The following is a 24,116-nucleotide window of genomic DNA, read 5'->3' as shown; positions in this document are numbered from 1 at the left end:
TGTCCCCGCATTTTCACAACCACATAAAATTATAATGAAAACAATAGTAAATGTTCCCTCCCGACAGAACACCATGCGCGAACTGCGGGATTATCTGATGATTGCCCTGGGTATGGTCTTATATGGTATCGGCTGGACAGTCTTCCTGCTTCCCAACGATATTACTACCGGTGGCGTACCGGGCATTGCATCCATCGTATATTTTGCCACTGGATTTCCCGTCCAATATACGTACTTCGCCATCAATTTTCTGCTTCTATTGCTTGCCCTACGTGTGTTGGGATGGAAGTTCAGCGTAAAGACAATCTTTGCCGTATTCACCCTGACCTTTTTCCTTTCCATTATCCAGAAACTGACCGAGGGTGTTGTCCTCCTGCACGACCAGCCTTTCATGGCTTGTGTCATCGGTGCCTCCTTCTGCGGTAGCGGCATCGGCATCGCCTTTTCCAACAACGGCAGTACTGGCGGCACGGACATCATTGCCGCCGTAATCAACAAGTACCGCGACATCACGCTGGGCAGAGTCATGTTGATATGTGACCTTATCATCATCTCGTCCAGTTACTTTGTTCTAAAAGATTGGGAAAAGGTGGTGTATGGCTACGTTACTCTATACATATGCAGCTTCGTGCTCGACCAAGTGGTGAACAGTGCCCGCCAGTCCGTACAATTCTTTATTATCAGCGATAAATATGAGGAGATAGCCAAGCACATCCAGGTATATCCTCACAGAGGTGCAACGGTCATCAACGCCTCGGGCTTCTATACGGGAAAAGAGATAAAAATGCTGTTCGTGCTGGCCAAGAAGCGGGAGTCCACCATCATTTTCCGGCTCATAAAAGACATAGACCCCAATGCCTTTGTATCACAAAGTGCAGTCATCGGAGTCTATGGAGAGGGATTCGACAGAATCAAAGTGAAGTAGAGGATTTCTCGAACTTCCCTTGATTCCAAGTATAAACAATAGGACGGCGGACAAACGGTTTCAGTTTCTCCGCCGCTTCTTTACCCATGTAATCGGTCGTGGTAAAAGTGAATGCCAACGTGGCATCCTTCGCAGAAAGGTCCGCTTTCATCAGCAGCATGTCGGCCTGGCGACGGGCATCCTGATACTCATAGACATCCACCGTATCCGCGGCCTCAGCGATAAAATCATCCAGAACGGGCAATGCCGGCAGGTAGGACGAAGCAACCAGCTCCTTCCAGTCTGTCGTATAGAACTTGACATGGCTGTCGCAAGCCGGAGCACAAACCGTAGATACCACACAAACCACTTTCGTGCTGTCGTTGACAGGCAAGAGCTTCATCTGCCACGAGCTCTGGGGAGTCATCTTCACATGTATATAATCCGGGGCAAGTTCCGTCATTTCCGATTTACCACCAAAGCTGTTGGTCACCTCAGCTTTCATCTTACTTTCCAGAAAGTCTATAAAATCCGCACGGTTCACGGCACTAAGCAACGGACATATAGAATCCGGCATATTCTTAAAACACGTCTTGGCTTCCTGGGCCTGCAAATACCCCCATCCGATGAAAGCCAAAAACAAAAAAGCACTCAGTTTTCTTATCATAACATTTTAATCATTTCTTCAAGGAAACGGGCATCTGTTTCATCAAAACTGCCCAAATCATCACTGTCAATATCCAATACTCCCCACACTTCACCGTCCTCACGCTTCAGCGGAATCACGATCTCCGAACGCGACAGCGAGCTGCAGGCTATATGTCCGGGAAATGCATCCACATCGGGCACAACCAACGTCTCGGCTCTATCCCATGCCGCGCCGCAAACACCGCGGCCTTTCCTGATGCGCGTACAAGCTATCGGCCCCTGGAAAGGCCCTAATACCAATTCTTCACCTTTCACCAAATAAAAGCCTACCCAAAAGAAATGGAAAGTCTCTTTCAGCGCTGCCGAAACATTCGCCAGATTGGCTATCAAGTCGTCCTCACCTGCCAGCAGATTTTTCAGTTGAGGAAGCAAAGCGCGATATTTCTCTGTCTTGCCACCAGCATTTATATACAGGTCTTCTGCCATATATCTCTTGTTTATTTACTCCCCAAATATAGGAAGAACATTCCAATCAACACCAAAATGAGGTCGACAGCCTTGCTTTTTAAATTCTTTTCACGGAAGAAAAGCGCACCGAAAAGGAAGGAAACTACAACGCTGCCACGACGCACCATCGAAACGATGGAAATCATGGAGTCCTCATAGCTCAGGGCATAAAAATAGACAAAGTCTGCCGCACAAAGGAAAATGGAGATACAGATAATGGTCCAGTCCCAACGAAACGGGGTACTTTCTTTTCGCTTGGGGTACCACAACAGCAGGATGATGGGGCACATGATAAAGACTTGGTAGACATTATACCACGACTGCACCAGCATCGGGTTGAGCTGCTTCATCAGATATTTGTCATACAGCCCGCTGACAGCTCCGGCAACGGCAGCCAGCACGATGAAAAGAATCCATTTGTTATGCTTGAAGTCGATTCCCTCTTTCTTGCCCGAACGGCTCAGCATGAAGAAGGACACTATGGCAAGCAGCACGCCAATCCATTGATAAAGGTTCAAGCGTTCGCCAAACACAACCATGGCACCTACAAGCACCATTACGGGACGCGTCGCATTAATCGGTCCCACGATGGTCAGCGGCAGATGCTTCATCCCGAAATAACCGAATATCCAGGAAGAGAGCACGATAAACGACTTGACAATAATGAACTTATGCACCTCCCACCCCACCACGGGAACATCAAACATCGTACCTCCCAACACCGACGGCGCAAAGGCAGATACCAGAATGAAAGGAAGAAATATCAGGCTCGAGAACAGCGTGTTCAGGAAAAGCACCGGCAGTACGGCATTGTCACGAAGCGACTTCTTCTTGAAGACATCGTAAAATCCCAATAAGGCAGCAGAGAGGAAAGCAAGTAATAACCACATAGAGTCAATTAAAAATTAAGAATTAAAAATTAAAGGGAGGGGCCTACGTTTTTGTAGTACATCCCTCTTTTATTCTAAAAAAGTAGTTTCCGGATAGGCTACGTCCACCAGAAACAATGCATTTCCGGGAACGGAAGTTCCTGCCTGGCAACGGTCCTTCTGTTCGACGACGCGTCGGAAACCTTCAACAGAAAGTTTTCCGCGACCCACTTCGAGCAGAGTGCCGACAATGGCACGTACCATGTTCCGCAGGAACCGGTCGGCCTGGATGGTGAATACCCAAGTCACATCGTCTACCCGGGTCCAGGCGGCATGCATAATCTTGCAATTATTGGTTTTGACATCCGTATGGAGTTTGCTGAAGCTGGTAAAGTCCGTATAGTCAAACAAGGTTTGGGCAGCCTCATTCATCCGCTCAAAGTCCGGCGTTTGGAACAGACGGCAGCGATATTGGCGGTTGAAAGGAGACTTGGCGGTAGTGACATAATATTTATACATACGCGCCGTAGCATCAAAGCGGGCATGTGCATCGGACTTCACGGCCCGCAAGCGGTATACGGAAATATCGGGAGGAAGCAGACGATTCAGCTTATCCGTCATAAAAACAGTGTCCAGAGGAGAATCACTGTCAAAGTGAGCTACCATCAGTGAGGCATGCACCCCGGCATCGGTACGCCCCGCTCCCACGACTTCCACCTCACGACGCAGCAAGGTACTCAGCGCCTTCATCAAACACTCCTGCACACTCACTCCATTCGGCTGGATTTGCCAGCCGTGATAAGCGGTGCCATCATAAGCCAGGTATATAAAATATCGTTGCACGGTCTTTTTTGTGTGCAAAGATAGTGCAAACTTAAGAAGGTTTGAATTATCTTTGCAAGGTTTTCACCACAGATTACACAGATTAACGCAGATTTTTCACAGACATAGTACATTTATAAGATGAGATATTCTTCCAGAATCCTACCTATACTGATAATTGTCGCAGCTGCCGCAACATTCACCTTTGCCGGCTGTAAGAAGAAGGACATGTCGCTCAAGTTGAACGAACCGCGCAACATTCGGGGTGTTGTCAGCTACAAGCGCTCGTTCGGAGACTTGAATGAGAAACATCTCAATGTAGCCCAAGCCATCGGCATACGTGTACTTTCATCCCGCGAGGAAGCAGAAAAGATGAGAGAGCAACTGCAACCTATCACGACAAACGAGCTCTATGCCGTGGATTCACTGACGCATTCCATCCCTTATCTCATTCCGGGCGCCGCCAGCCTGCTGGACACCATCGGACACAACTTCCTTGATTCACTGACCGCCAAGGGGCTGAATCCAAACAAGATAATTGTGACTTCCGTACTCCGCACCCAAGACGACGTAAAACGCCTGCGCCGCCGTAACGGCAATGCTTCTCCAAACTCGGCACATTTTTACGGAACGACATTCGATGTCAGTTGGAAGCGCTTTCAGAAAATAGAAGACGAGGATGGACGTCCTTTGCAGGATGTCAGCGCAGATACCTTAAAACTGGTTCTTTCGGAAGTGCTCCGTGACCTGCGGAAAGCCGATAAATGCTACATCAAGTACGAGTTGAAGCAAGGATGCTTCCACATTACGACAAGAGAGAAATAAGCGGAAAAGAATTAGCGTTAATAGTATTTTTCAATCCCGCCAAACCCTATTATTATTTTGTTCTCTTTCGTTTTACAGATAAAGTTATTTAATCGCCTTTCAAATTCTTCCGGTCGTTTCCTCGCCGCTTCAATGTATGCGATTCGGATACGTTTATAGGGGTCAGAGAAACTCTGATAATTCTTCCATATTCTTTCATCCTCTTTCAATCTGTCGATTATATCATTTGGAAAAACAAAAGGAACCGACAAGACAGTTCGTATTTTATCCTCAAATTCAAGATGTATCATTTTATGCTCCAGCAACCATTTCAACCTTTCTTTGTTGGCTTGCGAATAGGTACTTTTAGGATTCCTGGGCGTGAAACGCTGAATTTTATGTTCTTTGTCAAGTGACTTTATCGTGCTGTCAATCCACCCGAAACAAAGGGCCTCTTCAACAGCGTCATTATATACAATACTTTTCTCGCTTGAAGATTTAGTAGGAAACACAAACCAGACTCCATCGGCAGTATCAAAATTGTCAGCCAGCCACTTCCGCCAATCTTTTCTGTTTTCAAAATATCTTATTTCTGTTGACATGACAAGCCATCCAAATTACACTTCTCTCCTTATTCTTCCAGCATCTTCCACGCTAGCGGCAGGCAGGCAACTATATCCCCCACCGTCATCCCCACTGCCCCCTGCTTCTTGCAGGCAACATCTCCCGCCAGTCCGTGCACATACGTGGCCAGGCAGGCAGCCTTCTCCGGCTCATAGCCTTGGGCAAGCAAGGCAAGCACCACTCCCGTCAGCACATCACCGCTGCCTCCCGTTGCCATACCCGGATTGCCGGTAGGGTTGAAAAAACATTTCCCGGCAGGAGTGACAATGGCAGAATAAGCACCTTTCAAGATGATATGCACTCCGGCGCTCTTCGCCAGCTCGCGAGCCTTCATCAGGCGTTCGTACGAATTCTGGCATTTGCCTACAAGACGCTCCAGCTCCTTGGGGTGCGGAGTCAGAATACTCCCTTTGGGCAGACGCCCTATATAGTTACGCTTCTCGCCCAGCAAGTTCAGGGCATCAGCATCCACCACCATCGGAGTCTGGCATGTCTCTATCTGCTCCAGCAGAGCCGCCTCGGTCTCCGCCGCCTTTCCCAGTCCCGGGCCTATCGCCACGGCCTGGTAATCGTCCGTATCGGTAGCGGCGGCAAAGCAGGTGTCGCTGATATCCAGCTCCGTCATGGCTTCGGGCACGGAAGTCTGCACAATGAAGTTGTTGCAGAACGGCACATGTACCGTCAGCAGCCCCACACCTGAACGCAGACACGCACGCGCAGCCAGCACCGAGGCCCCCGCCATCCCCTGCGAACCGGCTATCAGCAGTGCGCGGCCGAAGTTCCCCTTATGGGCAAACCGGCTGCGCGGCTTCAGCAGGGCAGACACGTCTTCATGCTCCAGCAAGCGGAAGTCCGTTTCCATGTCATGGATGGCATCCTCGCTGAGCCCGATGTCCAGCAACTGCCATTCGCCCACATACGGCTCGTTCTCGGCAAAGAGAAATGCCAGTTTCGGCAGTTGCAGGCTCAGCGTCAGATGGGCACGGACGATATTCGTATGTACGTTGTAGGTGTTGTCCTCACCCATCAGTCCCGACGGGATGTCGATGGACACCACCGTGGCGGGCGAGGCGTTGATGTACTTCACTACGGCTGCAAAACCGCCGCTCAGAGCCTTGTTCAGACCGCTGCCGAAGAGGCCGTCTATCACCACATGGTCTGCCGTCAGCACGGGAGGCACAAACTGAGTGGTCACTTCGTGGAAGTCCACGCCCGGCACGTCGGCCAGCCGCTCCTTGTTCGTCTCGCAGTCCGGCGAAAGCGTCCCTTTCGTATTGAAGAGATACACCTCGAGCCGGTAGCCCTTCCCGGCCAGCAGTCGCGCCAGGGCAAGCGCATCGCCACCGTTGTTCCCCGGTCCGGCAAAAACGGTGAGCGGCGTGTCCGGCTCCCAACGCTCGGCAATGGCACGGGCCAATGCGCGTGAGGCACGTTCCATCAGGTCGATGGAGGCAATCGGTTCATTCTTTATGGTATCTGCATCCAGTTGCTTGATGCTTGTAGTAGGAAATATCTTCATAATAGGATTATCTTAAAATCGTAGAGCAAAGATAGGGCTTTGATTTCAACTGTACAAAGAGAAGACGTTTTTTATCAAGTTGCTTTGTCACCGGGGAAAAAATATCTGCTCCGTAAGGAAAAGTTGTCTTCAATGCAAAGGATTCTTAGAACAAAGCCTTTATTCTTAGAAACAAAAGCTCTATTTCTACAAACAAAAGCTTTATTTACAGAAACACAAGTTCTGTTTTAAGTTTGCGTAGGCTTACGGACAAGTTTGTACAGGCTTGTCGGCAAGTTCCCGCAGGCTTGTCGGCAAGTTTCTAATTATACCCATTAACTTACGCAAAATAATGACTAATTTTGTACCCTCGACATCTAATAAAAGCCAAAACAATAAAAGCATATTCAATGAGTACATCACGACACCCGAAAGGTCTTTACCTTATCTTCGCTACCAGCACGGCAGAGCGTTTCAGCTACTACGGCATGCGTGCCATCTTCATTCTGTTCCTCACCCAGGCACTCCTTTTCGACAAGGAGCACGCCGCCTCCATCTACGGCAGCTACACCGGACTGGTGTACCTGACGCCCTTAATCGGAGGCTACATCGCCGACAAATACTGGGGCATCCGCCGTTCCGTCTTCTGGGGGGCCATGATGATGGCAGTCGGCCAGTTCCTGATGTTTGCCAGCGCCTCGATGCTGGAGGCGCGTGAGCTTTCGCATTGGCTGATGTACGGCGGACTGACTTTCCTTATATTGGGCAACGGCTGCTTCAAGCCCACCGTCTCCTCCCTGGTGGGGCAGCTCTACGAGCCGGGCGACAAACGGCTGGATTCCGCCTACACTATCTTCTATATGGGTGTCAACGTGGGTTCCTTCCTCGCCCCGCTGGTCTGCGGCTATTTTGGCGAGACGGGCAACCCTCACGACTTCCGATGGGGCTTCCTCATTGCCGCCATCGTCACCGTGCTGACGGTCGTCCTCTTCGAAACCCAGAAGAACAAGTACCTCATCGGCCCCGACGGCAAGCCCCTCGGCATCATCCCCGACGCCCGCAAGGAACGGCCCCAGGCAGACAACACCGCCCGGAAGAGTGCCCATGCCAACGGACGGACCATGCGCAACTACCTGCTGCTCGCCCTGCTCGCCATCGCGCTTGCCGGTTTCTTCTACTGGTGCTTCGGGGACGATTGGATAAGCATCGGCATCTTCACCGCCTGCATCGTGTTTCCCGTCAGCATCCTGCTGGAAGGCTCGCTCACCAAGACGGAGCGCGACCGCATCTTCGTCATCTACATCATCGCCTTCTTCGTCATTTTCTTCTGGGCGGCCTACGAGCAGGCAGGCGCCTCGCTCACGCTTTTCGCCTCCGAGCAGACCGACCGCGTCATCCTGGGGTGGGAAATGCCCGCCTCCTGGATTCAGTCCTTCAACCCCTTCTTTGTGGTGATACTTGCCGCCATCATGCCGGGCGTATGGGGCGCCCTGGGCAAGCGGGGCATGGAGCCCGCCTCGCCCACCAAGCAAGCCATCGGCCTGCTACTGCTTTCACTGGGCTATCTCGTCATCTGCCTTGGGGTGAAAGATGTTCAGCCGGGCATCAAGGTGAGTCTCATTTGGCTGACGGGGCTCTACTTCATCCATACCATGGGCGAAATCTGCCTCTCGCCCATCGGACTCTCCATGGTGAACAAGCTCACGCCCATCCGCTTCGCCTCGCTGATGATGGGGATATGGTACCTCTCCACCGCCACTGCCAATAAGTTTGCAGGCACGCTGAGCGGGCTCTACCCCGAAGCCGGAAAGGTAAAGACGCTACTGGGCTATCGCATCGAGACGATGTACGATTTCTTCATGGTGTTCGTCGTCATGTCTGCCACGGCATCGCTTATCCTCTTCCTGCTTTCAAAGAAATTACAGAAGATGATGCATGGATAACCCCATAAGAGGAACAACAGCAATTCCACAAAAAATTCTGTTTATATCCAGAACAGACACTGTTTTGCCACGACGCAATTCTATGAACAATGCAAAGTCCATCATAAGTGGTACCACATTGACCGGATATGAAAACATGGCGAATATCAGCCAAGCAGCCAATGCGGCCTTCAATGTCCTTTCATCAGAAAAGACAAACGGTGACACCACCAGCAGGAACAATACAAGCCCGCACATTCCGGTTTCCACTGCAATATGCAACAGTTCATTATAGGGATAAGTCACGTTGTCAGCTACATCCAGAAAAGCGAATTGAGGATGATTTCTGAAATAATCCGCCTGATAGAACATGTATTCCTTTTCAAAAGAGAAAGCATACAATAAAACAGCAACAACCAGTCCCACAACAAGATACCCGCCCAGCGGTCCCGGATTATTGAAAGTGCCCGTCACATCAAACAGAGGATGGCAACTCGACAAAAAGCGTTCCTTTATGATTCACCTTTCGCGCCAAAATAGCAAGAGGACTAACAGTATCTTCTGTTTCAGTGTTTTCAGAGGCATTCTTGTTTTAGCAATGATAAAAAATGGTATCTAACAATCAACTTATTTCCATTTCTTCACTCCTTCCATATTTTCCGGTGTAGCTTCTATCAGGCTCAAGGCAAATCCACCGCTACGTGCCAGCTTCACATTCATCTTGTTCTTGCTCGTCACGATGCCCTTCTTAATCTGATAAGCGGTAGCATTTTTTTCAAAATCAGCATCTTTGGCATCGGCATAAAGCGTGGCTATGTACTGCTTGCCCGGCTCCAGGAAGTCGAGAACAAAAGCTGAAGTGCGTGCATGCTCATCGGTGATGCCTCCCACAAACCAATTCTCCGTACCCTTGGCTTTACGGGCCACGGTAATATAGTCTCCCGGCTCCGCTTCAAGGTACTTACTGTCGTCCCAGTCTACTGCTACGTCCTTGATGAACTGGAAAGCATCCAAATGGGGTTCATAATTCTCCGGCAAATCGGCAGCCATCTGCAGTGGGCTGTAGAGGGTGACGTATAATGCCAGTTGCTTTGCCAGCGTGGAATGAATCTGCCCGTGATTGTCATGATTCATAAAATTCAGATAAATGTCAAAGATGCCCGGGGTATAATCCATCGGACCACCTATCAAGCGAGTGAAGGGGAGCACAGTAGTGTGGGAAGGCTTGTTGCCGTCATAAGGCTCGAATTCCGTGCCACGGGCTGATTCATTGCCAATCAAGTTGGGATAGGTGCGGCACAAACCTGTAGGACGTACTGCCTCGTGCGCATTCACACAAATCTTATATTCGGCAGCTTTTTGTATGGCATAGAGGTAATGATTGTTCATCCATTGTCCATAGTGATGTTCTCCGCGAGGAATTATATCGCCCACATAACCACTCTTTACAGAGTTATAGCCATTATCCGCCATAAACTGATAGGCTTTGTCCAGATGACGTTCATAATTGCGTACCGAAGCAGAAGACTCATGATGCATCATCAGCCTGACCCCTTTACTGTGTGCATAGGCATTCAGCATCTTTACGTCAAAGTCGGGATAGGCAGTCACAAAGTCGAACACAAAATCGCGCGAACTTCCACCCCAGCTTTCCCATCCTTCATTCCAGCCTTCTACCAATACTTGGTCGAAACCATGTTCGGCGGCAAAATCTATATAGCGTTTCACTCTTTCATTAGTGGCTCCATGCCGACCGTTCGGCTTGATTTTCGTATAGTCGTTTTCTCCAAAACGCATGGCAATCAGTTCATCTGTATAACTCCACGACTTCTGACCGGTAATCATCTCCCACCATACGCCTACATACTTCACCGGTTTAATCCACGAAACATCTTCATAGGCACAAGGTTCGTTCAGGTTCAAGGTAAGTTTGGAGGCAAGCATATCACGGGCGTCATCGCTCACCATGATGGTACGCCACGGAGTCTTCCCGGGAGCTTGCATATATGCCTTGTTTCCCAAAACATCCGGGGTCAACCACGATTCAAAAACCAAGTTCTTTTCATCCAGATTGAGATGCATACAAGAATAGTCCACCAAAGCCGCTTCATGCAAGTTGATGTATAGACCATCGTCCGTCCTCATCTGCAAGGAGGTTTGCACACCCGTGGGCGAGAAAACGAACTGGGAAGCATTCACCGTCACCGCCTTATCCATTAAACCGCGAATTTCGGACAAACGGGACTCTGTATAGTCATACTCCTGCGTGTCATAGTCACCGGGAATCCAGAAAGCGGTATGGTCTCCGGTCATGGCAAACTGGGTATACTCCTCTTTTACCGTAAAATAGTGCAGAGTTCTTTGTAAAGGAAACTCATAACGGAATCCCAAACCGTCATCGTAAAGACGGAAACGGATAACGATATGGCGGTTCTGCTCCTTCTGGTCCAACGTCACAGCCAGCTCATTGTAATGATTCCGTATCTGCGACACTTCTCCCCACACAGGTTTCCATGTTTCATCGAAAGTTGAAGCCCCGGCTTCCACAAGTGTAAAACCATTCATCAAGCCCGGGTCACCCACCAATTCCAAGCCCAGTTTCGATGGATTAACCACGGCTTTCTCTTTGTAAAACAACTGATAGACCGGCTCTCCCAAAGCATTTACGGTAAACTCAAGACGGAGATTTCCATCAGGCGAAGTGATACCTTCGGCCATCGCCACCTTTCCTACTACCACGAAAAGCAGAAAGCAAATCCACTTCACAGATGCATAATGCATGTTCTTCATATTTTTTTATTAATGGTTTCTAAATCTATCATTACTGTTTAGGAGTCAACTTCAGCAACACGACACCGTGTGCAGGAATATCAAACTGCATCTTATCCTTGGTACTTCCGATGTCCTTATGTTTCCATAAGTCGCGTACTTTGTATTCTTTCTCCCAGAAGCGGACATCTGCAAAAGAGAGGTTTTCTTTCTGCAAAACGGTTTCCACATTCCAGGGTTGTTCATCGCGGTTAAAGAAACATACTGCGGCTTCACCATTGGACAACTGCTTCACCCAAATTTCATGCTCACCCACTTTCATGTATCGTCCACCTTGTTTGCCAAGCTTGTCCTGATTTACTGCAATCACTTCTTTATTTGTCAAAATTCCAAGTGTCTCCTTGTCCATTTTACGAATATCATTACCCGCGAGCAAAGGGGCAGCAAGCATACACCACATCGTGAAATGAGAGCGATTCTCTTCCATCGTCAGCACACCATTACCCACCTGAAGCATGTCCGGGTCGTTCCAATGTCCCGGTCCGGCGTATTTGTGCAAGTCGGCATTCTTGTCAATGATTTCTACGACACCGCATCCTCCCCAATAATTAATACCTTTAAAAGCATTGATAATGTCACCGGTAGTCCTCCAAAGATGTCCGATGCCTTTTGCCCATGTCCAAGGCTGGCTGTTTCCCCACTCGCAAATAGAGAATACGATAGGACGCCCGGAAGCCTTCAGGGCATCACTCATTGTTTTGTAGGCAGCTTGAGGATTCTGGCCTTCATCAAAACACCAGTCATACTTCAAATAATCCACTCCCCATTCCGCATAAGTGCGTGCATCCTGAAACTGATAGCCACGGCTTCCCGGTCGTCCGGCACAAGTCAGCGTTCCCGCACATGAATAAATACCGAATTTAAGTCCTTTGGAGTGTATGTAATCTGCCAAAGCCTTGATGCCGGAAGGAAAATTCTTTTCATCAACCAGAATGTTTCCTTCATTATCCCGGCCTACCTGCCAACAATCATCTATATTGAGATACTCATATCCTGCATCCTTCATGCCGGTAGACACCATCAAGTCTGCAATCTCACGAATCTGTTTTTCATTAATGTTACAACTGAAGCAATTCCAACTATTCCACCCCATAGGAGGAGTCAAAGCCAAAGAATCGGTACTGTTTGCACGGGCAGAAATGACAGTGCAAACTACAAATAATAAACATAAAAATCTGTTTTTCATAATACAATTGTTTTTCAAGGAATAATTAAATATTTCAAGTTTCGCAAGTTACCTTTGCGCTTTCAAAACAATCTCAACGCTCTTCCTCCGAGAGAGAGCATTAAGATACAACAGTTCATCAACAATCTGAAAAATTTGAGAAACTTCAGTTATTATAAAACACAAAATCAATGGTTCCTTAAATATCAGATTATCGGTCTTATAAAACCACTATCGCAATGATGCTATATCAATCACCAACCGGCTATCATCCGTGATGTGTGTAGTAGTAAACTTTACTTTATCATCCAGCCTTACCTTAATCTCTACTGTAGCATTGCCAAGGATAGTACCAGCCTTGTTGTCCAGTAGAATTTCAAAGTTCAATGTCGACTTGTTCGTCACTTTCACCAGAGCCTGATTGCCTTTCACCTCCTTCACTTCATAAGAGAGGCACGCCTTGACCAGAGATAGCAGGTTCTTCTCAGAGCCTATCAGTATATCCCCGAACTTCACTACCGAACGCCCGGCAAGGAGAGCTTCTTTCACTCCTTCCTGAGAACGTTCTTTGGCAAATACAATCGTCATCGGTCCACTTTGTTTGTCCGTACGATACGTTTGCTTATAAACGCCATGTATATCGGTATTTCCCATATATGTCAGGCCGTATTCCTTACAGTAATTAAAAGCTTTCGGATAGTACTCAAAGCCGTTCACCACCTCTATTCCATGTATCTTTTTTTGCTTAATCAAATCTTTATGGACATTATATAAAGTGCTTGTGTCGTTAGGCCACCCCGGATGATTCCACATAATGAAGGCCCCTTGCTCCAAAGCGTTGTCAACAGCTCTCAGAGGATCTTCCACGTCCAGCGCATTGGCATCCGTCAAGAAGAGAGCATTGATGTGCCCTATCGGCTTGGAACGGGTTATCTCGGCTCCCTGAATTACTATCAGATTGGAAGCTTTCTCTACAGTCTTTGCCCTTTTGTAAGATTCGTTATGGTCGGCCTTGATATAGTCTTTATTGGGGCGATATTCTATATGGTCGGTAATGGCTATCACATCCAGCCCGCGAATAGCAGCTTCCCACACCCGATTTTCAGGTTTTATATCTCCATCGGAGAAGATGGTGTGGGTATGAAAATCACACTTCAGAGTTTTATATCCTTCCACATCGGGGATATAAATATATTCGCCCGAATAAGGCTGCTGTGCTTCCGGTACCTTCACTACTTCCAGGCCCTGCAACTGTGCAGAGCCCCGAAGTGTGAAAGCCGATAAAAAAAACAAAGATAAAATTAACTTTTTCATTCGTCTCTCTATTTTATAGTTTGCTATTTTGCAGGAGTAATCTTCACGAAGGTGACACCGTGATAGGGAACTTCCGTCCGGAAGATGCCGTTCACCTCTCCCAAGTCTTTCTGTCGCCACAAGTCACGAACCATTGCTTTTCCTTCAATGCCAAGCTGTTTCAAATCAAAATCAAAAGCATACTCTCTCATCTGCATAGCTTCAGCATCCTCCTGATCCCAAAGAATGAAATAAGGGTCTACATGGAAGAAGCCCACCGCATAAGAACCGTCGTACAGTTTTTTACTCCATACTTGGCCGTTCTCTACCATCATCTTCTTGGCGGGAGCCACCATGGGGTCTTGGCTGACTGCTATCACTTCGTTGTTGGTCAGCAGATTCAGCGTAAAATCGTCCATATTTGCCATGTCGCAACCTATGAGCAAAGGAGAAGAAAGAAGGCACCACAAAGAAATATGAGAGTACTGTTCGTCTGCCGTAAGATATGAATCGTGCACTTTGCTTCCCCAGCCTTGACCAAGCTTGCCAACAACCAGCATGTCGGGGTCATTGTTTCTGCCCGGAGCCGTAGCATCCGCACAAACATCCTGGAAAGTACCTATAGCTGTCACAACATTCCATTCGTCCGTGATGTCGCGAGTAGTGCGCCATTGGTTTCCTCCTGCTTCCGGTGCCCAGTTCCACACATTGGGAGCGCCATAACCCACACAGTAAACAATGTCACGGTTCACCTTATCCAATGCCTTGCGCATCACGATATAGGGTTCCTGAATAGTCTTCTCTTCCGAATCTTTTTCTATCTCCAAATATCCGCAATAGTCATATTTCAAATAATCCACTCCCCAGCGTTCCCATGTCTTGGCATCAATTTCTTCGTGCTGGTAGCTGCCCACATGTCCGCCACAAGTGATATGTCCCGGTGAGGAATAAATACCGAACTTCAAGCCCAATCCATGAATATAGTCTGTCAATGCCTTGAAATCGGGGAATTTATCGTTTGAAAGTATCTCGCCCTGCTTGGTACGCGACGCAGCTTCCCAACCATCATCTATATTCACGTATTCCCATCCGTAGGCATGCAGTTTTTCGTTCATCATGCGGGCTGCGTCACGCACTTTCTCGTCGTTCACAGAAAGCCCCCAACAGTTCCAACTGTTCCATCCCATAGAAGGAGTCAAGGCTATGGCATCTCCTATTTTAACAGTTACCTCTTTCTGGGCCGTACCTTTGTCATTGGTGGCTTTGAGCGTTACCTTATACTCTCCCTCTACTGTGGCTTTACCCGTAATGCGACCGGTAACAGCATCCAATTTCACACCAGCCGGAAGCCCTTCGGCCTCAAACTTCATGGGGCGGTTGCCGGTAGCCATCACAGACCATAGGAACGGATTACCCGGACGTGCGCCATAGACCAGCGGATTGTTGATGACCGGACTTTCGGGAGCAGGAGGCGTAAGGATATACTTCTCCTTTGCCACCGGTTTTGCCCACGCAGGAACAGGTTTCACATCGCCACGAGTCGTTATCTTCACATTGAGCCAGTCGGCATGGTCGTACATAATGCCGTCACCACATTCTTCTACCAATAGCAGCACTTTGTCCACCCCTTTCAGGTTTACATTAAACTCTTTTACTGGGTCTCCTTTCTGCATCACTCCACTCTTCCAGAGTTCCTTCTTGTCACCGAGAATCTTGAACTGAAGTTTGCCTGCAAACAAGTTCTTGTCATCAGCTCCTGCCAAACCGGAGATCGAAACGGCCTTTCCATCCAAATCGTACAGCAGGCGGCTGATGGAATGGGCACCAAGTCCACGTTCATAAACAACTCCATTCACTGTAAGCGGAGTATGTACTACGGAACGGTTGACTTCAAGCATTCCCCAGTCCTGAACATAACAGGAATCTTGACCGAATTCATCCAGCCACACTTCTTTAGTAGGCCCGTTGTCGCAAGACTGCAAGCTCCAAGCGCCCATCAACATTGCAGCCATAAGTGCTGCACATTTTTTAATTTTCATTTCTTTGTGTTTTTTGTAAAATCAAGTGAGATTATACTCGCCTGCAAGATCCAATTTATTGTAAATAATCCCTACCAGCATGCGATGTTTTTAAAAAGCCCCTCCAGGGCACACTCTGAGAGGGGCTATAATCAGTATACGACTGAATAGGGTTCACTTCGGAACACAATTCGCGAATCCCCAAAAGCGGCCATTATCCGTAATGATCAATTACCACATCAATCAATCGCCTTTTCTACAAATACGAATATTATCGAATGCAAAATTACGGGCTATCTCAGGATCTATCTCCAAACGCATATTGAAGCTTGTGTACGAACCTGGATGGTAGTCCGGATAATCCTCTGACAAATATACATTAAACGGCAACGTAATTGTCTCCCAACGGTTGAAGTTCTGTATATTAAAGTCTGTAGCAACCCAATCGCATGTGGGAGCAGCCCAATAAAGATAATTACAGAACCTTATTCTGTCCTTGATGAATTGATTGGATGTGCGGAATTCACATTTCACCACATAATTCTTACATGATTCAAGTCCTAACATATCATCAGTATAAGGTATATCGCCTCTTTCTGCAATATACCACCAAGAGCTATATTCAGATTTATCATCTATTCTCAAGAAGTTACCGCTCAACCGTTGTGGATCTTTCTCATCAGTCACCACATTTGTCATAGAACTGGGCAAATATTCGTCAAAGTCCATAATCATAAAATCACAATCGTAGTAACGTCCGGGGCATACCGCCTCAACATTATACTTCACCCCTTTCACTTTAATTTTTATGTTCTTATCTACATCAACCGGTACTTTAGCAGTCAGATAATTATTAGCCGATTTAATGACCGGAGATACCTTTCCATTGAAATCGACAACAGCATTGAGCGAATCTATTTCATAGAGGTTGAAGAAATCTCCATAAATCATAATCGTATCACCCGGTGCCGTATATTCATTGAACATGCGGGAAAGCTTTAAATTGGGCGCTACCGTTTTAAAAGGAATTTCAAAACAACCGGCCGTATTATAAATACTTATTTTATCGGTTTTCTTGGTTGCCAGCTTTACCGGTATCTTTATAAACAGAATATCATCTTCTGTATATACCTCTTGCATATCCAGCTTAATGTCATCAATCAAAATAGAATCGATATTATGAACATCCAAACCGGTTCCATGAACAGCTATAAAATCCCCCAAAGCAGCTTCTTCAATGGTGGTATTCATATCAGCAATGGTGGTCACATTGGTCAGTTCAATAGGAAGTGCAACTCCGTTATCGTCAGAGCAAGATGTCCAAGAAATTCCCATAAGAAGAGCACCGACGAGATACATCTTCCTAAAACTCAATATCTTTTTCATTGTATTTTTCATCATATAGTTAATAAATAGGATTACCATCCGGGATTATTTTTCTCAATATAAGGGTTACCGTTAATTTCATCGGGCGGAAGGGGCATCAGCCAATGCTTCTCCTCACGTCTCTTCAAATTACCGTTTTCATCCATACCGATAGCATTCATTACCGATAAATAAATACCCCAACGAATCAAATCGGTACGACGATTCCCCTCAACTGCAAACTCTTTAGCACGCTCTTCCAAGATAAACGAACGGAAAGTTTCTTTCGTAAACGGAATCTTCTCATGACGCTTGCTTACCAGCGTACTATTGTTACGCTTATTCAACAATTCAATCTTAGAGAATGCATCTTGGGTAGGTCCATTCAATTCATTATCAGCTTCCGCATACAGTAACAGCACTTCTGCGTAACGCATAAAAGGCCAGTTAAAGTCTTTACGATTACCGTCAATTTCACCCGTCACTGCCGTAAACTTAGTAAAACGAGAACCGTAATAAGCACCATACGTAGGCTGGTCGGTCTTCTGATAAGCTCCAATACCCTGGTCGGCATACGGAGCCTCTTCACGGTTCACGTATACACTGTCACGCAACGGGTAGTAACGCCAGGTATAAATGCCCAGTTCTTCGTTATAAGAATCGGGGTAACGGTGCAGAATGCCCCATGTAATACGTTCATCTTTCCAATCATCGAACATCTGTAGCCAGTGATCGCGATAAGTATAATAACCAGAACCCAGAGTTCTATCCTCTTTCCAATAGCCGTAATACGATTCGCTGATATAGTTTCCGGCAAGATTATCCCCTTCGGGATAAGTCTGTAATGTAAACAGGAATTCCGGCCCGTTCTTATTGTCGATTTTCCATAATTCTTTCTGACTAGAAGCCAACACACACTCTCCTTCTGCAATCACTTCGGCTGCTTTCTCTTTGGCCAGTTTGTAATACTCCTGAGAATTGAACTCTTCATATCCCGGAAGACGAATCTTGTTATGCCAGATTTCCTGAGGCATCAATGCCGATTCTGTTCCATCCGGATTCGTAACCTTGCCGGGACCACCCTTTACCATGACTTTGCCACTCTCCATCGAAGCAGAACCAATCGTAGCATAGACTAAAGCCAACAGCGACTTGGCTGACGCACGAAATACATGCCCTTTCTTATAATCCGAGTCTGTACGAGGCATCAGCAACGTTTCAGCCTCCTTTAAATTGGCTATAATGTCCTCATACACTTCCTTGACGGAAGCTCTGGGCTGGTAACTGCTGTTACCTTCACCAATAGAAGTTTTAAACAAAGGAATACCACCAAAACGACGTACTAATTCAAACTCCGACCATGCCTTGAGAAAACGAAGTTCACCCAACGCATTATTCTTGGCTTTCTCAGGTACATTGGTCATCTTGTCAATCAGATAATAGTGGTAATTGGCACGATGAATGGCGGTTGAATAATATGCAAACACATTATTTATACTACCATTGTTATAAAAGTTACCGGTACCGGTTTCTTTAAAAGCCCAACCCGGCCCTGTCTGATAGTCATTATCATAATTAGTAGCAGAATCATAACTACCCCATTCAAACATCCAGGCCAACGGTTGGTAAGCGCCATTTACCAACAGTTCATACTCACCATCAGCAGACAAGTCTTCACCTGAAATAAATGTATATACTTCTTCATCCAACGTACAAGAAGTCATCAACATGGAGCCTAAGCCCAATGCCATTAATATATTCTTAAATTTCATAGTCATCATTATTTAAAATCCAATTTGAACACCAAAATTAAATGTACGGGCACTTGGATAAGAAGCCATATCCACACCTCTGCGTTTAGGGTCACTACCAAATGAATTCACATCAGGGTCCATCCAACTATAACCGGAAATTGTAAATAGATTGGAAACGCTGGCAACCAAATTAATACTCTCCACAAACTTCATCGGATGGCGGAAACGGTAGCTCAAGCTGACATTCTTGCAACGCAAGTAAGATCCATCCTCAATGTAACGGTCAGATGCCCTCATAGAACGTGTACTGGTTCTATTGGCACGCGGCCATTTGGCATTTGCCCTATTTTCGGCAGTCCAACGATTGTTATAAATAAAATAAGGCATATTATCCACGCTGGCCATATCAAATTTCTTAAGATTGACATTCAACACGTCATTACCTTGTGTACCCTGCAAGAAGAAACTGAATGTCCAGTTCTTCCATTCCAATGTATTGGTTATACCATATTGGTAATCCGGGTTGGTATTACCTATAATCTGACGGTCTCGATTATCAATTACAGGATCGTCATCAAGATTCTTGTATTTCACTTCACCTACCATGCTTTTAACCTTAGAGTCCGTCTCATTTCTATACAACGGATCTGCACGGACTTCGGCCTCATTGTCATAAAAGCCATCTTCCACATACCCATATAGAGTACCGATAGGCTCACCATTACGTACCAAGAACATGTTCTCAATACCCCAAGCCACATCAGAATATTGGTCGGCATCCAAACCACCCACCTTATTACGGTTGAATGAAATATTGGCATCTATAGACCACAAGAAATTACGTGCCTTTACAGGAATGAAATGACCGGAAATTTCCAACCCTTTATTTGTTACATTACCATAGTTTGCCTGAATACGGCTAAAACCGGAACTCATAGGAATAAGCTTATCCAACAATAGGTCTTTTGTCTTCTTATAATAGGCATCTACTGTCAAATTAACACGGTTATTCAAGAAAGCAATGTCCAAACCTATGTCAAACTGATTGGTTGTCTCCCATTTCAGAAGAGCTGCTGCAGGTCCTCCCCAGCGGGATTCTGCCATACCACTCTGCAATGAACCACCCATACCGTAGTTAGAAACAACAAAACGGGAACGGGTAGCATAGGCACTGACCCCCTGACCTCCGGTCTGTCCGGCACTGACACGCAATTTCAAGTCATCGAAGAAATTCAGCTGCTTTACAAAAGACTCATCAGACAAACGCCAAGCAACGGCTCCCGAATAGAAGTTATTCCAACGATTTAACTCTGACAATTTACTGGAACCGTCACGACGCATAGAAAAAGTGAATAAATAACGGTCCAGCAAATTATAATTGGCTCTGAACAGATAGGACATCAGCTGAGACTTTCCACGACTACTTTCCATACGACGGTCCTTAGTTCCTGCTTCAATGACGTTGTCTTCAGTCATATCGTTCGGGAAATTAGATGCAGCCATCCACTTACTATGCCACATGCTGTTTTCATAAGTCATACCAAGCACAGCATTAATGCCATGAACTCCAAACTTCTTGTTGAAAGTCAACAAAGACTCTGTCGAAATGCTTTCATAAGCATCATCTGACTTCGTTGCATAACCATTTGTAGGAGCTATACCCGCACCGGTCCAACGGTTATTATAGGTATTACGTTCATAATAGCTATAACCGTAACCAAAATTCTGACGGAATTTCAACCAGTCGGTAAACTTCAATTCACCAAAGCTTGAGATAAATACATTCAACGTCTCTTGGATATTCTTCTCCGTATGTACAGTCAAATAAGGATTAGCCAAACCGGTAGAGAAATCTTCCGAAAAGCCAGAGTCTTTATTGGGATCGAATACCGGACGAGTAGGATTAAACGAAATAGCTGCAGGAATTACACCATACGTTTCACTATTGGTACGTGCCAAACGATTATCGGAAGTTGCAAAACTGATGTTAGTACCTAACTCTAAAAAATCATTGATTTTACGGCTGTTGTTAGCTCTCGCTGTATAACGTCTATAATAAGAATTAACAATCACACCCTGCTGGTCAGTATAACCACCGGAATACATATAGTTACCTTTCTTATCACCACCCGATACTGTAACATTATAATCTTGGCTTATTGCTGTCTGAAAAATTTCATCCTGCCAATTTGTTCCATAACGTACCGGTCCTCCTTCTTTTTCGACAAAACCCTTCCGGTAATCCCATGGACTTGGCTTATACTCCTGACCTACTACAACCATTTCTCCTGTAATAGGATCCGGAGCTTTCACCGGAGCCCAATATCCCACCAAAGGATATTCCAATTGGCTGTCTGCCTCAGAGTAACCGTCATACAAGAGACCATTCGTGATACGTTCATTACGGTACAAAGCGTAATCACAAGCATCGAGCACATCAATACGTTTTACCGGATTAGAGATGCTAAGGTTAGCAGAAAGCTGAACTTTTGCCTTTCCCTCAGCACCGGATTTAGTAGTAATAAGCACAACACCATTGGCAGCACGAGAACCATAAATAGCGGTAGCAGATGCATCTTTTAAAACTTCAATAGATAATATATCTTGTGGACTAATGGTACTCAATGGATTATTACTCTGTTTCATACCATAATCCGTTGTACGTCCTTCACCCATAGAATACGGCATACCGTCGACTACATACAAAGGCTCTGTACTGGTAGTAAACGAATTGGCACCACGAATTTGGATATTTATACCGGCACCCGGGGCTCCGTCAGACTGGGACACATTTACACCTGCCATTTTGCCTTGCAAACCTTGATTCACACTCACAGGGTTTGTTTTCAGCAAATCTTCGCTCTTTAAAGAAGATACAGATCCCGTTAAATCTCTTTTAGGAACAGCACCATAACCAATAACAACTGTTTCTTCCAACATTTGGCTGTCCTCTTTCAAAGTTACATTAACAGTAGTCCTACCCTTAACAGCTACCTCTTGTGTTCTATAGCCAATAAAAGAAAAAACCAATGTCGCATTTTTAGTAGCATTTACAGAGTAACGTCCATTAACATCTGTTACAGCGCCATTCTGTGCATTCTTCACACGAACAGTAGCACCGATTATCGGCTCGCCGAAATCGTCAATTACTACACCCGTAATTTTAGAAGTTTGAAGCATTTCTGCCGTCTCAGCTTTCAAACCACTTGGAACCATCATAAGTGCCATTAAAAGCACTCCGACAATTCGATTCATAGTTTTGTGTAATCTTTTCATAGATTCATTTTTGGATTAATAAATTAAGATTTTTTTCATTGTATTGTTTTTTATATCGCACTTTATTATATTAATGAAATGCGATAATTGACGTTTCTATTAGCCTGAAATCATACTTTTTCTACTTAGACATATCTGTTTAAGATGGCTGCATCTTCCATATCCGGGCGGCTTCATTCCCATATAATATCAATTCATCTCAAACTATATTTCATATTTTCCGGATGACCCTATTATTCCTTCATTATATTACCCGGTTAACGAATACTTGGATTTACAAAAATCTCATCCATATACACATTTTCCAAAGCGTCAAAAGCAACTTTCACATAACGTGTCTTTTCTTTTAAATTATCAATCAAGACTGCGTCAATCCAAGCATCATGCTTGTTGTTAGGAAAATACGGAGCATCCTTTATTGAAGCCAGATTATAAGTCTGACCATCCTGGGAAGTGTAAACATAAACCTTCAAAGGAGCGCCTATCTTTTCCTGATTATAGTTCAAAGTACGTACCAGCACCTTTTGAAGCGAAGTATTCTTTTGCAAATCAATCACTACCTCATGATGACCTTTTTCAAACCTTACCCAACGGCTGTCCCCACTATCCTCTTCGGCTACCCGGCCATCTGCCAGTGCCTTCATATCAACTTTACCAATCATTTCCGATTTGGCTGAATTGACCAACTTGTCAAGCAAAGTAGCTTCAAATAATTTCCAAAAACTGTCACCTTCTTTCCAAGCCATATAATTGTTGTATAAATTATTAGACCACACAGGTTGTCCCAATTGATAAGCAGACTTTGGGTCTTCGATAATTCCACCGAACATAAACGAAATTATTTTGTCGACACCAGCAACCGAAGCCGCTACCTGCTGTGACAGCAAACGGGAATAAGCAGCCGGAATCAAAGCAGATTGGCGGTCATTGGTTCCCTCTTCCCAAGTAAAGGTTTCGCAGTTCGCCCACATCTCAATATTCAGGCGATTGTGAATATCGCGCATCCTTTGCCAATTCTTTTTCAAGCGAGGAAGAGTAAATTTGTCACGTACACACCCCACCTCATCTTGATAAGCAATAATATCGACTTTCAATTTTGCCATCTGCTTCTCAAAATCAGGATGATCAAATTCGGACAGACCAATACCATACGGAGAAATCAAGGTCTTCTTTCCGGGAGTCAAAGAATGAGCCTTCTCTGTCAATGCATTTACTGACTGAACAGCATGCTCGGCAAAGATAGGGCAAAGACAATCTTCAACCGGAAGATACCAGCCATAGAAAGCTTTATGGTTTTTATAGAGAGATGCCAATTCCTCCATAATCTGAAGCTGACGCTCCTTAATCACTGGATCAAGCAGATTATCATCCTGATCTTTTGCCCAACCGGTACTCATAAAAACCTTCATGCCATGTTTGGCAGCTTCGTCAAGAATCGCATCAACGGGGCTTTGCAATTTATCATTATATAACCACGGCATCAACTTTGACGGATAATATGCTTTCCCTTCATTAGCAACCTCCATGAACACCAAATATTCAATCCCCATGTTAGCCAATTCACGCACTTTAGCAGTCCATAATTTAGGATCCATATTATCGAAATGTTGTGGATTAGTATACTTATTCCGCACATCCTTGTAGGCTAAATTAATCCATGTACCCGTAATAGGCTGTACCACAGAAACCGATTGGACCATTTTTTCTTTTCGAGATTCGTCAGAACCCTTATTTCCCGCACATGCAGAAATTATTGGTAATACAGCCAACAATCCCAATAGTCCCAACATTTTCATTTGTTTTTTTTGTCTCATAGTA

At 45.7% G+C, this 24,116-nt stretch carries 18 protein-coding genes; 3 read left to right on the top strand and 15 right to left on the bottom strand.

The features are described from left to right. Window positions 1-34: 34 nt before the first annotated feature. Window positions 35-925, top strand: a complete 891-nt coding sequence (locus DW039_RS03625; RefSeq protein ID WP_005823655.1) for a YitT family protein — start codon at window positions 35-37, stop codon at window positions 923-925. Here DW039_RS03625 and DW039_RS03620 read toward each other — a convergent pair. The 4 genes from DW039_RS03620 to truA form a co-directional block, all read right to left on the bottom strand. After that, the gene (locus tag DW039_RS03620) at window positions 912-1,571 is read right to left on the bottom strand and encodes a DUF3256 family protein (protein ID WP_120381700.1); all 660 of its coding nucleotides are present in this window, start codon (window positions 1,569-1,571) and stop codon (window positions 912-914) included. The two genes, DW039_RS03625 and DW039_RS03620, sit on opposite strands and share 14 nt — an antisense overlap. Further along, the gene (locus DW039_RS03615; RefSeq protein ID WP_120381699.1) at window positions 1,568-2,038 is read right to left on the bottom strand and encodes a GAF domain-containing protein; all 471 of its coding nucleotides are present in this window, start codon (window positions 2,036-2,038) and stop codon (window positions 1,568-1,570) included. Before DW039_RS03615 ends, DW039_RS03620 begins: the two co-directional genes overlap by 4 nt. Window positions 2,039-2,049: 11 nt before the next feature. Beyond that, window positions 2,050-2,949 (bottom strand): DMT family transporter, encoded by a 900-nt coding sequence (locus DW039_RS03610; RefSeq protein ID WP_087332973.1) that lies wholly within the window; start codon window positions 2,947-2,949, stop codon window positions 2,050-2,052. Window positions 2,950-3,018: 69 nt separating this feature from the next. Continuing rightward, complete coding sequence (truA, locus tag DW039_RS03605; RefSeq protein ID WP_087333006.1) at window positions 3,019-3,771, bottom strand: tRNA pseudouridine(38-40) synthase TruA; 753 nt, start codon at window positions 3,769-3,771, stop codon at window positions 3,019-3,021. 120 nt (window positions 3,772-3,891) lie between these two features. Here truA and DW039_RS03600 point away from each other — a divergent pair, with 120 nt between their 5' ends. After that, a complete protein-coding gene (locus tag DW039_RS03600; protein ID WP_005823664.1) occupies window positions 3,892-4,575 on the top strand; it encodes a DUF5715 family protein in 684 nt (227 codons plus the stop codon). A 17-nt stretch (window positions 4,576-4,592) separates the two neighbouring features. Here the strand turns inward: DW039_RS03600 and DW039_RS03595 are convergent, their stop codons facing one another. Both DW039_RS03595 and DW039_RS03590 read right to left on the bottom strand, forming a co-directional pair. After that, on the bottom strand, window positions 4,593-5,156 hold the full coding sequence (locus tag DW039_RS03595; protein WP_005823665.1) for a YdeI family protein: 564 nt from the start codon (window positions 5,154-5,156) through the stop codon (window positions 4,593-4,595). Window positions 5,157-5,185: 29 nt separating this feature from the next. Further along, a complete protein-coding gene (locus tag DW039_RS03590) occupies window positions 5,186-6,697 on the bottom strand; it encodes a bifunctional ADP-dependent NAD(P)H-hydrate dehydratase/NAD(P)H-hydrate epimerase (RefSeq protein ID WP_008665510.1) in 1,512 nt (503 codons plus the stop codon). A 389-nt stretch (window positions 6,698-7,086) separates the two neighbouring features. Between DW039_RS03590 and DW039_RS03585 the strand changes: the two genes are divergently transcribed. Beyond that, window positions 7,087-8,619 carry a peptide MFS transporter gene (locus DW039_RS03585; protein ID WP_120381698.1) on the top strand — a complete coding sequence of 511 codons (1,533 nt, stop codon included), beginning with the start codon at window positions 7,087-7,089 and terminating at the stop codon, window positions 8,617-8,619. On the opposite strand, the gene DW039_RS03580 is transcribed toward DW039_RS03585, so the two are convergent. From DW039_RS03580 to DW039_RS03540, 9 genes are all read right to left on the bottom strand, one after another. Then, on the bottom strand, window positions 8,596-9,099 hold the full coding sequence (locus tag DW039_RS03580; protein ID WP_120381697.1) for a hypothetical protein: 504 nt from the start codon (window positions 9,097-9,099) through the stop codon (window positions 8,596-8,598). The two genes, DW039_RS03585 and DW039_RS03580, sit on opposite strands and share 24 nt — an antisense overlap. Before the next feature lie 126 nt (window positions 9,100-9,225). After that, window positions 9,226-11,388: a glycoside hydrolase family 97 protein gene (locus DW039_RS03575; protein ID WP_009037087.1), complete on the bottom strand. Its 2,163-nt coding sequence runs from the start codon at window positions 11,386-11,388 to the stop codon at window positions 9,226-9,228. 31 nt (window positions 11,389-11,419) lie between these two features. Beyond that, complete coding sequence (locus tag DW039_RS03570) at window positions 11,420-12,613, bottom strand: glycoside hydrolase family 27 protein (protein WP_005835417.1); 1,194 nt, start codon at window positions 12,611-12,613, stop codon at window positions 11,420-11,422. 210 nt (window positions 12,614-12,823) lie between these two features. Further along, on the bottom strand, window positions 12,824-13,906 hold the full coding sequence (locus DW039_RS03565; RefSeq protein ID WP_005835416.1) for a CehA/McbA family metallohydrolase: 1,083 nt from the start codon (window positions 13,904-13,906) through the stop codon (window positions 12,824-12,826). 23 nt (window positions 13,907-13,929) lie between these two features. After that, window positions 13,930-15,897: an NPCBM/NEW2 domain-containing protein gene (locus tag DW039_RS03560; protein ID WP_016272602.1), complete on the bottom strand. Its 1,968-nt coding sequence runs from the start codon at window positions 15,895-15,897 to the stop codon at window positions 13,930-13,932. Between the two features lie 249 nt (window positions 15,898-16,146). Further along, window positions 16,147-17,289, bottom strand: a complete 1,143-nt coding sequence (locus DW039_RS03555) for a glycan-binding surface protein (protein WP_034523353.1) — start codon at window positions 17,287-17,289, stop codon at window positions 16,147-16,149. Between the two features lie 32 nt (window positions 17,290-17,321). Continuing rightward, window positions 17,322-19,040, bottom strand: coding sequence for a RagB/SusD family nutrient uptake outer membrane protein (locus DW039_RS03550; RefSeq protein ID WP_009037091.1), 1,719 nt, complete (start codon window positions 19,038-19,040; stop codon window positions 17,322-17,324). A gap of 12 nt (window positions 19,041-19,052) precedes the next feature. Next, complete coding sequence (locus tag DW039_RS03545; RefSeq protein WP_034528820.1) at window positions 19,053-22,298, bottom strand: TonB-dependent receptor; 3,246 nt, start codon at window positions 22,296-22,298, stop codon at window positions 19,053-19,055. Between the two features lie 257 nt (window positions 22,299-22,555). Beyond that, window positions 22,556-24,112 carry a DUF4434 domain-containing protein gene (locus DW039_RS03540; RefSeq protein WP_035457588.1) on the bottom strand — a complete coding sequence of 519 codons (1,557 nt, stop codon included), beginning with the start codon at window positions 24,110-24,112 and terminating at the stop codon, window positions 22,556-22,558. Between the last annotated feature and the right edge of the window lie 4 nt (window positions 24,113-24,116).

This window comes from Bacteroides sp. AF39-16AC (assembly GCF_003602735.1).
Classification (GTDB): domain Bacteria; phylum Bacteroidota; class Bacteroidia; order Bacteroidales; family Bacteroidaceae; genus Bacteroides; species Bacteroides uniformis.
This window is presented reverse-complemented; position numbering and strand designations above follow the sequence as displayed.